We start from the raw sequence: 9,918 nt of genomic DNA on the forward strand, positions 1-9,918 counted from the left end.
CGCGCATCGAATCGGGTAGCTCGAGTAGATGGGCCGCGCCGCCCAGCCGGGCGCGCGGCGTGTCGATTTGAAGCCCGCCTGCCGCTCGCCCGGAGCCGCGCAGGCGATCCTCGTAATGGAGTACCGGTCAGCAGAAGCGACCGGGAGCGTTCGACCGTGACATGGCCCGGATGTGGACTGCGGCGCCGACCGCCGCGTGACCCTGTCAATTGCGAAAGCGTAGCTATGATATCGGCGAACGTCTTCAGTACTTCATGAGTAATTTCCCGCTCTTGACCTGCCTTTGTTGACGCGCACCAGGTATAAATTACCGCTTTAGGGCGAATTTGCGCGGCGACCCACCGCCCATCGGCCCGCTCCACACCTCATCCCGCCCTGTTTGTCGCCCCGATACGGGCCACTGGCCGGAGCCCGCCCGCCTGGAAGGTAAAATAACGGGATGGCAGTCTCATTGGCGGCGCAAGCTGACCAGGTGCGAGCAAAGCCTGTCCGGAACGGGCGGCCTATAGGAGCCGACCCGCTCACCCCATGAATTCGACGATGGCGCCCGCGCGTGCATCGATGTCCGCAACCGCTTGAACCGTGGCGGCCCCGGCTTTGCCCGGGCTCGCCCAAGGACAGCTCGTCCTCGAACAGAGCGCATCAGGAGCCCTATTCATGACCGACTCGAACGTGTCTTTCCTCGGCAGGATCTCACTGGCCGTGGGGACGTTCTTCAGCATTCTCGGCGACGGCGAGTTCGCCGCTCGCGTCCAGCGTCTGCGCGCGGGCACGCCCTTCGCAGCCCCGACAGCCCCAGCCGCCACGCCGGCACCGGCCGCCGCCCCAATTGCAACGCCCGCACCGGCGCCGCAGCCCGTCGCGCCCACGCTCAAGCAGGCCACACCGGACGCCGCGCTGCAGTTGCTCGGTCTGCTGCAACGCGACGCGCGCTTTGTCGACTTCATTCAGGAAGACGTCGCCGGCTATTCGGATGCGGACATCGGAGCTGCCGCGCGCGTCGTGCACGGCGGCTGCCGCACCGTGCTGCGCGAGCATTTCACCATTCGCCCGGTACGCGATGAAGCCGAAGGCAGTCGTTTGACGCTCGCGGAGGGCTTCGACGCCGCCGCTGTGCGCCTGACCGGCAATGTCGTCGGTAAAGCGCCGTTTACCGGCACGCTGAGTCATCGTGGCTGGCGCGTTGAAGACGTGCGTCTGCCGAAGCTCGCCGAGCGCCACGACACGAAAGTCATCGCACCGGCCGAGGTGGAACTATGAGCGAGCCGCGTTATTCGATTGGTATCGACCTCGGTACGACGCATTGCGCCCTCTCCTACGTCGACCTCGCCGGCAGTGACGGCGAAAAGACCACCCAGGAGGTGCTGCCCATCACGCAGTTGACAGCGCCGGGCAGCATCGACGATCTGCCTTTGCTGCCGTCCTTCCTTTATCTGCCGCATGCGAGTGAGCTGGCGCCGTTCGACCTCGGTTTGCCGTGGACCGGCAGCCGCGATTTCGCCGTGGGCGAAATGGCGCGCAGCCGCGGCGCAGCCACGCCGATCCGTCTCGTCTCGAGTGCGAAAAGCTGGCTCTGTCATCCCGGCGTGGACCGTCGCGCGGCGATTCTGCCCAATGACGCGCCACCGGAAGTCGCGCGCGTCTCGCCGCTCGAAACTTCGATTCGCTATCTCACGCATCTGCGCGAAGCCTGGGACCACACGCATCCTGACGCGCCGTTCGGCGAGCAGGAAATCACCGTGACGATTCCCGCCTCGTTCGATCCGGCCGCGCGCGAACTGACCGCCGAAGCCGCCCAGGCCGCCGGCTATACCGGCATGACCTTGCTGGAAGAACCGCAAGCCGCGCTTTACAGCTGGATCCAGAAGAGCGCGGGCCAATGGCGCAAGCAGGTCAAGGTGGGCGACATCATTCTGGTCGTCGACGTGGGCGGCGGCACCACGGACCTGTCGCTGATCGCCGTGGTCGAGCGTGCAGGCAATCTCGAACTGCATCGCGTGGCAGTGGGCGAGCACATTCTGCTCGGCGGCGACAACATGGACCTCGCGCTCGCTCACGTGGTGGCGCGCAAGCTCGCCGCGCAAGGCACCCAGCCCGATCCGTGGCAATTGCGCGCCCTCACCTACGCGTGCCGCGCCGCCAAGGAAACGCTGCTCACCGATGCCAGCGCCGACGCGGTGCCGCTCGTCGTGCCGAGCCGCGGCGCGAAGCTGATCGGCGGTTCGATCCGCACGGAACTGACGCGCGCCGAACTCACGCAGACCATCCTCGAAGGGTTCTTTCCGCAAGTGGACAGCGCCGCGCGTCCGGTCAGCCGGGCCCGCGTCGGTCTGACGCAACTCGGCCTGCCCTATGCACAGGATGCCGCCATCACGCGTCATCTGGCTGCCTTCCTTGGCCGTCAGGTTGCGGCACTCGCCGAGCTCGAAGGCTTCCAGCGCGTGCAGCCCGAAGGCGCGAGCTTCCTGCATCCCACCGCGGTGCTGTTCAACGGCGGCGTATTCAAGTCGCCACTGCTGGTGGAGCGCATCATGCAGACCTTGAACGGCTGGCTGGCCAACGAAGGCGCCGCGCCCGCCCGTCTGCTGGAAGGCGCGGATCTGGACCTCGCCGTGGCACGCGGCGCCGCCTACTACGGCTACGTGAAGCGCGGCCAGGGCGTGCGGATTCGCGGCGGCCTCGCGCGGGCGTTCTATATCGCGGTGGAATCGGCCATGCCCGCCGTGCCCGGTTTCGAGCCGCCGATTCAGGCGCTGTGCGTCGCGCCCTTCGGCATGGAAGAAGGAACCGACGCGGAGTTGCCCGCGCAGGAATTCGGCCTCGTGGTAGGCGAACCGGTGCACTTCCGCTTCTTCGGGTCGTCGGTGCGCCGCCAGGATCAGGTCGGCACCTTGCTTGACTACTGGTCGCCTGAAGAGCTGCAGGAACTCGAAGAAATCCAGGCCACGCTGCCGCCCGAAGGCCGCAGCCCAGGCGAAGTGGTGCCAGTCAAACTGCACGCGCGCGTGACGGAAGCCGGCACGCTCGAACTGGAAGCCATCCCGCGTGGTACCGGTGAGCGCTGGAAGGTCGAGTTCGACGTGCGCGGCAACGCCAACGTCTGAACGAGATGAAGCAGTACATCGTCGGGATCGATCTCGGTACGAGCAATACGGTCGTCGCTTATGCCGAGGCGGGATCGGAGCAGATTCGCGTCTTCGATATCGACCAGCTCGTCAGTCCGGGCGAGGTCGCCGCGCGCGAGCTGCTGCCGTCCGTGCGCTATCAGGCCGCGCCTCGCGAGCTGAGCGCGGGTGATCTGCAACTACCCTGGTCTACTGCTTCGGAATCCCAGGAAAGCGGCTCCCAGCGTGCCGTGATCGGACGCCTCGCACGCACCTTGGGCGCGCAGGTACCGGGCAGGCTCGTCGCCAGTGCGAAAAGCTGGCTCTCGCATGCAGCGGTGGACCGGGTGGCGCCGATCCTTCCATGGGGCGCCCCGGACGACGTCGACAAGGTATCACCCGTCGCGGCCAGCGCGAGCTATCTGGCGCATGTGCGGGCGGCGTGGAACCATCGTTTCCCGCAAGCGTTGCTCGAAGATCAGGACGTGGTGTTGACGGTGCCCGCCTCGTTCGACGACGGCGCGCGGGCGCTGACGCTCGAAGCGGCGCGCATGGCGCGTCTGCCGACGCTGCGTCTGCTTGAAGAGCCGCAAGCCGCGTTCTACGACTGGCTGTTTCAGCACCGCGGCACGCTCGCCGCCGAACTTGCCGATACGCGCCTCGTCCTGATCTGCGACGTCGGCGGCGGCACGACCGACTTCACGCTGATCAAAGTGCAGATGCAAGGCGGCGAGCCGCAACTGACGCGCATTGGCGTGGGCAACCATCTGATGCTCGGCGGCGACAACATGGATCTGGCGCTTGCCCATCTGGCCGAGAGCCGCTTGTCGACGCCGCAGACGCGGCTGTCGGCGGCGAGTCTGTCGCAGCTCGTCGAGCGCTGCCGTGGCGCCAAGGAACAACTGCTCGGCGCGCAGGCACCTGAGTCCGCGCCGATCACGTTACTGGGCGCGGGTTCGAAACTGATCGGCGGGGCGCGCTCGGCTGAATTGACGCGCGCGGAGGTCGAACAGATCATCGTCGACGGCTTTTTCCCGGCCGTTGCCGCGGATGCCCGACCCGGACGGCCGCGCGGCGCGATCGTCGAATTCGGTTTGCCCTACGCGAGCGATCCGGCCATCACGCGCCACGTGGCCGCATTTCTGAGCCGGCTTGCCGCGCAATCGCGTGAGGCGCTGGGTGTTTCCGGCAGCCCCCTCGGAGAGGACGCGCTGCCGATGCCCGACACCCTGCTGCTCAACGGCGGCGTATTCCGCGCGCAACCGCTCACCGCCCGTCTGGCGAGCACGTTGGGAACATGGCGCGGGGCGCCGCTCAATGTGCTGCACAACGCCAACCCCGACGTGGCCGTCGCGCGTGGCGCCGTCGCGTACGCGCTGGCGCGCGCGGGACACGCACCGCGTATCGGCGGCGGCTCGCCGCGCAGCTATTTCCTCATGCTCGATGAAGATGCGCACGCCTTAACAGGCGTCTGCGTGTTGCCGCGCGGCACCGAAGAAGGTCACGAGATCCATCTGGCCGATCGCAGCTTCGCGCTGCGGCTCGGGCATCCGGTGCAGTTTCATCTGGTGTCGTCGACGGCGGACACCGCGTGGCAGCCCGGCGAAATCGCGCAATTGCCGTTGGGCGATTTCGTACGCTTGCCGCCGATTGCAACGGTCGTGCAGCCACGCGGCGCGGTGCAATCGCATGAAACACCTGTTCAGATCGTGACTTCGCTCACCGAGGTCGGCACGCTGGAAGTGCATTGCATCGACGCCAACGATGCGGCACAACGCTGGCTGCTCGAATTCCAGTTGCGAGGCAGCGAAGCGCAAGTCACGCTATCGAAAGACACGCCGCATCCCGCCTTGCCTGAAGCACTGGAACTGATCGATCGCACCTTCGGCTCGCGCTCGCAGAAGGTCGATCCGAAGCAGGTCCGGCGCCTGCGTGCGGACCTCGAACAGCTACTCGGTCCGCGTGCAGGCTGGAACAGCGCGCTGCTGCGCGAACTGTTCAATGCGTTGTGGGAGCGCGTGCGGCGGCGCCGCCGTTCGGCGGACCATGAACGACTGTGGCTCAATCTGGCGGGTTATTGCCTGCGTCCCGGTTTCGGCTATCCGCTCGACGAGTGGCGCGTCGAGCAGCTCTGGACCCTGTTCGATGACGGTATCCAGTACATCAACGACGCTCAGGTATGGTCCGAATGGTGGACGCTATGGCGGCGCGCCGCGGGCGGTCTTGGCGAAAGCGAACAGCTCGGCGTGCTTGACGCAGTGGCCTACATGCAGGCCGCCGGCGCGACGCGCGCGAAGCTGCCGTTCGACCCTTCCAGGGCCGGCTATGCCGACATGGTGCGGCTCGAAGCGTCACTTGAACGCGTGCCTGCCGAACGCAAGATCGAACTCGGCCAGCGGCTGCTGAGCTCGCTCAGGAAGCCTGCAGAAAGCCATCAGGGCTGGTGGGCCGTGGGCCGTATCGGCGCAAGGCGGCCGTTCTACGGCAGCGCGCACAGCGTCGTGCCGCCTGAGATTGCCGGGCAGTGGCTGGATGAGATTCTCGCGCTCGACTGGAAGAAGGTCGAACCCGCCGCATTTGCCGCAGTGCAGATTGCGCGCATGACGGGCGACCGGACGCGTGACTTGCCCGAAGACATCCGCGCGGGCGTCATCAAACGGCTCGACAACGCACGCGCGCCGGTCAACTGGATCAGCATGGTGCGCGAGACCGTCGAGCTGGATGAAGCAGATGAGGGACGCGTATTTGGCGAGTCCTTGCCACCCGGGCTCAAGCTGATTGGTTGACGGCGCCGCGTGTCGAAAGCGGCGGACCTGCAGGGCTCGCGTGGCAACCCTGCCTGTTATGACGACGGCGCCTTCCGCATCACGGCCGCCGGATGAATCGCCGCCGCAATATCCCCGCTCACTGTCGCAAGCGCCCTGCTGTACGCCGCCACCAGCGCGTCGTAGCCTGGACCTGAACAGCGTTCGCTGGCCCGCGTCCGGCCCGTGAGCGGCGAGCCGTTACCGGGCGGCGTCACCGACCACAGCACATCGACCGTGGCCGCCTCGCCCAGGGTGGCATCGAAGCGCTGCACGTCGATCTGTACCCGCCAGGCCGCGGCCGGGTCTACGCCGACGGGATTCACGGACACCAGTGTGCTATCGAGCACGATGCCAAGATCGGCGGCGACCACGCGTGGGATCTGGCTCCTCAGCGGGTCGGCCCAACGCGCGTACTCCTCGATGGTCACCTGATTGTCGCCGGCGCGAACCACCATCTGCGGACGATCAATCAGTTCGGGCACGCTCACCGGGCGGATCACTACCGTGACCGGCGCGCCGGAACTGGTACTGTCGCGCCGCGCCTCCGGACTGAGCGTGTAGAAGGCGGCCTTCGGCGACGCGCACCCGCCCAGCACCGAGACGGCCAACGCGATGGTCACGGGCAAACAAAGACGCATCATTTGTTGTCCTCCGGCTTGCCGCGAATCAACGCCTCCGGATGACGCTCGAGGTAATCCGCCAGCGTGCGGAACGCCGCGGCCGTGCGGCCGAGTTCACGCATCGTGTCAGCCGTATTCTGCTGCAATGGCGAGTCCGGTTGCAGCGTGCTGTTCGCCGAGTTCAACGCCGTTTGCGCTGCCGCCAGTGTCGAGCGGGCTTGCGGAATGACCTCGGTGCTCAACTGTTTGAGGAGCAGATCCGCGTCCGCCAGGGTCTTCTTTGCGTTGTCGCCAATCCCTTCGAACGGGATCTTGTTCAGCCTCGTCACCAGCTCCGTCACCGAGTCCTGCAGCGATTGCAGCCCGCCTGGCACGGTCGGCAGTTCGGGTGGAACAGTGCTCAGATCGAGTGTCCGCTTCGGTGCGTTGGGGAAGAAGTCGAGCGCGATATAGAGCTGCCCGGTCAGCAGGTTTCCGGTGCGCAACTGTCCACGCAAACCGTGTGCGACCATCCATTGCGCCAGCCCCTGGCGGTCCCCAGTCAGTCTGCCCCCCGGTCCGCCGGACTGCAGACGCGAGGTGAAGCGCTCCGGATAGAGGCGCACTTCGACCGGAATGCTGAAGCGCCGGTTGACCGGATCGAAGCGCGTGTAGATTGCCGCGACCTCGCCCACCACGATCCCGCGGAAGTCCACCGGCGCGCCCACCGTGAGGCCCCGCACCGACTCGTTGAAATTGAACACATACTTATCGACGATGCTGTCATGCCTTCTCATCGCCTCCGCGCGGTCGGGGAACAGCGTGTACGTCTTGCGGGGTTGGGCCTCCGGAGCCGTATCGACATCCGGCGCGGCATCATCCGGCGTCTGGAACGCGAGCCCGCCTATCAGGATGGCCACCAGCGACTGTGTGTTGACCTTGACACCGCTGGTATCGAGCGACACATCGATGCCGCTCGCCTGCCAGAAACGCGTCTCGTCCTTGACGAACCTGTCGTACGGCGCGTTGACGAACACCTCCATCGTCACGCCCTTGCCGTCCGGATCGAGACGGTACGAGGTCACCTGTCCGACCTGCAGGCGCCGATAGAAGATGGGCGAACCGATATCGAGCGAGCCCATGTTCTCGCCCTTCAGCACGAACTCGCGGCCCGGCACACCGCTCGCGAATACAGGGGGCGTCTCGAGTCCGACGTAGTCGCGCCGCGGGGTCGTCGAATTGCCCACGTCCATGCCGATAAACGAACCGCTCAGCAAGGTGCCGATGCCCGATACCGTCCCACCCGAGACGCGGGGACGCACCACCCAGAAGCGCGTGTTGTCGACCAGCAGGCTCTCTGCATCCCGGGAAAGCTCCGCGGTGGCGATGACGCTACGGTGGTCGTGCGACAGCGTCACGCTATGCACCACGCCGACGTCCACGTCCTTGAACTTGATCTTGGTCTTGCCCGCTTCCAGACCTTCGCCGGTGGCAAAGCTGATCGTGATGGTCGGTCCTTTCTCGAGCACCGCCTTGACGGCGAGCCAGCCGCCGATCAGCACGGCAATGACCGGCACCAGCCAGATCAGCTGGATGCGCCAGCGCGAGCGCCCGACGGCTAGCGCCTCGGGGATCTCGGGTGGCTCGGGAGGTCTAGCCACGATCGCGCTCCGGCTTGCGGCTGTCCGCTTCGCTCTCCAGCCTGTCCCACATCAGACGCGGATCGAACGACATGGCGGCGAACATCGTCAGCACCACCACCGAACCGAAGGCAATCGCCGCCGGCCCTGCCTGGATGGTCGCCAGTCCCTGGAACTGCACGAGCGCCACCAGAATGGTGATGACGTAGATGTCGAGCATCGACCAGCGGCCGACCAGTTCGACCAGACGATAGATCTTCGCCCGCTGGTGCGGCACCCAGGAGGAACGGAGCTGGGCGGCGGCGACGAGAAATACCATCGCCATGATCTTGAGCATCGGCACCGCAACGCTCGCGATAAACACGACAATGGCAAGCGGCCACGAGCCGGAAGTCCACAGGTAGACCACACCGCTCATGATGGTGTCCTTCTCGCTGCCGAACAGCGAACTGGTGTTCATGACCGGCAGTAAATTCGCTGGAATATAGAGCACCATGGCGGCAATCAGGAATGCCCAGGTCCGCGCGATACTGTTCGGCTTGCGCGCATGCAGGTGGCTGCCGCAACGCGGACAGGCGGCCTCGTGCAGATGAACGGGAGCGCGCACCAGCAAGCCGCAACTGTGGCAGGTCGCGAGACCGCAGCCGATCGCGGTCGCGGCGGACGGCGCTGTCAACGTCGGGTGCCCGGGCACCTCGCCCAGGGCGGCACGCGTGCGCGACCACACTTCTTGCGGATCGAACGCGGCGCTCGCCGCCGCAAGCAACAACATCAGGACGCCGAACGACCAGAGCGCCGTACCCGGCACCACGCTCGCAATATGCGCGAGCTTGACGAGCGCAACCAGCATGCCGAGGATCAACACTTCGGTCATGCCCCAGGGCCGCGCCATTTGCAGCAGTCGAAATACCAGGTCGGCGCGGTACGGCGCGCGGCCAATGCGCAACGGGGTCAACAGATACGTCATGGTGAGCATCTGCAGCAAGGGCATGATGAACGTCGTCGCCAGCACCAGTCCGGCGAGCGGCCACATGCCGTCGTCGTAGAGCACGCGCGCCGCTCCCAGCAAGCTCGTCTTGACCAGCGTGCCATTGACCTCCAGACCGACGATGGGGAACGCATTGCCGACAGCGAACAGCACCAGCGACGCCAGCGTAAACGCCAGCGCCCGATCCACACTGTCCGGGTGGCTGCGCGACAATTCGGCATTGCAACGGCGGCAGCGCAGCACGCCGTTGCGCGGCAAAGGCCGCTCACGTTGCAACAGATCGCATTCGTGACAGGCGATCAGACGCCCTTCCTGAGGAGCGACGGTCGCGATCATCGCGGCAGCTCCGCAACCGATTGTTTGACCCCGGTTGCACTGCCTTGCGGCTGATCGTGAGGTACGGCCTGCGGCGCAGCGTCCTGATGCGTGAGCTCTTCCGCAGTCACTACCCAGCCACCGCCCATTGCCTTGTAAAGCGCCACGACCGACTGGTACACCAGGCCGTTTGTCTGCGTATAGGTCAATTGCGAATTGAAGAGACTTCGCTCGGCGTCCAGCACTTCGATATAACTCGTATAGCCTCCCTCGTAGCGCAAGCGCGCGAGCCGTGCATAGGTCTTCAATGCATCCACCTCACGACCCTGCACCACCAGCTGTTCACGCGACTTCTGCAGTGCGATCAGCGCATCGTCGACTTCCTGGAACGCGGTCTGAATGGCCTCCTGGTACTGGAACAGCGCCTGTTGCTGCTGCGCTTCGGCTTGCTTGACCTGTCCGCTG

The 9,918-nt window shown here is 65.8% G+C and carries 7 protein-coding genes; 3 read left to right on the forward strand and 4 right to left on the reverse strand.

Translation table 11 applies throughout. The features are described 5' to 3' along the window. Nucleotides 1-657: 657 nt before the first annotated feature. The 3 genes from VGH41_RS02545 to VGH41_RS02555 are packed head-to-tail and all read left to right on the forward strand — an operon-like array spanning nucleotide 658 to nucleotide 5,890. Nucleotides 658-1,260, forward strand: coding sequence for a DUF2760 domain-containing protein (locus tag VGH41_RS02545; protein ID WP_331595774.1), 603 nt, complete (start codon nucleotides 658-660; stop codon nucleotides 1,258-1,260). Next, the gene (locus VGH41_RS02550; RefSeq protein WP_331595775.1) at nucleotides 1,257-3,104 is read left to right on the forward strand and encodes an Hsp70 family protein; all 1,848 of its coding nucleotides are present in this window, start codon (nucleotides 1,257-1,259) and stop codon (nucleotides 3,102-3,104) included. Before VGH41_RS02545 ends, VGH41_RS02550 begins: the two co-directional genes overlap by 4 nt. Nucleotides 3,105-3,109: 5 nt before the next feature. Continuing rightward, complete coding sequence (locus tag VGH41_RS02555; RefSeq protein ID WP_331595776.1) at nucleotides 3,110-5,890, forward strand: Hsp70 family protein; 2,781 nt, start codon at nucleotides 3,110-3,112, stop codon at nucleotides 5,888-5,890. Nucleotides 5,891-5,946: 56 nt separating this feature from the next. Here the strand turns inward: VGH41_RS02555 and VGH41_RS02560 are convergent, their stop codons facing one another. The 4 genes from VGH41_RS02560 to VGH41_RS02575 form a co-directional block, all read right to left on the reverse strand. Further along, nucleotides 5,947-6,552, reverse strand: a complete 606-nt coding sequence (locus VGH41_RS02560; RefSeq protein ID WP_331595777.1) for a PqiC family protein — start codon at nucleotides 6,550-6,552, stop codon at nucleotides 5,947-5,949. Beyond that, nucleotides 6,549-8,171, reverse strand: a complete 1,623-nt coding sequence (locus tag VGH41_RS02565) for an intermembrane transport protein PqiB (protein WP_331595778.1) — start codon at nucleotides 8,169-8,171, stop codon at nucleotides 6,549-6,551. Before VGH41_RS02565 ends, VGH41_RS02560 begins: the two co-directional genes overlap by 4 nt. After that, nucleotides 8,164-9,474: a paraquat-inducible protein A gene (locus VGH41_RS02570; RefSeq protein WP_331595779.1), complete on the reverse strand. Its 1,311-nt coding sequence runs from the start codon at nucleotides 9,472-9,474 to the stop codon at nucleotides 8,164-8,166. Before VGH41_RS02570 ends, VGH41_RS02565 begins: the two co-directional genes overlap by 8 nt. Beyond that, nucleotides 9,471-9,918 (reverse strand): TolC family protein (locus VGH41_RS02575; protein WP_331595780.1); only part of this gene is annotated, 448 nt, incomplete at its 5' end. The genes VGH41_RS02575 and VGH41_RS02570, both read right to left, overlap by 4 nt.

This window comes from Paraburkholderia sp. (assembly GCF_036488795.1).
GTDB lineage: Bacteria > Pseudomonadota > Gammaproteobacteria > Burkholderiales > Burkholderiaceae > Paraburkholderia.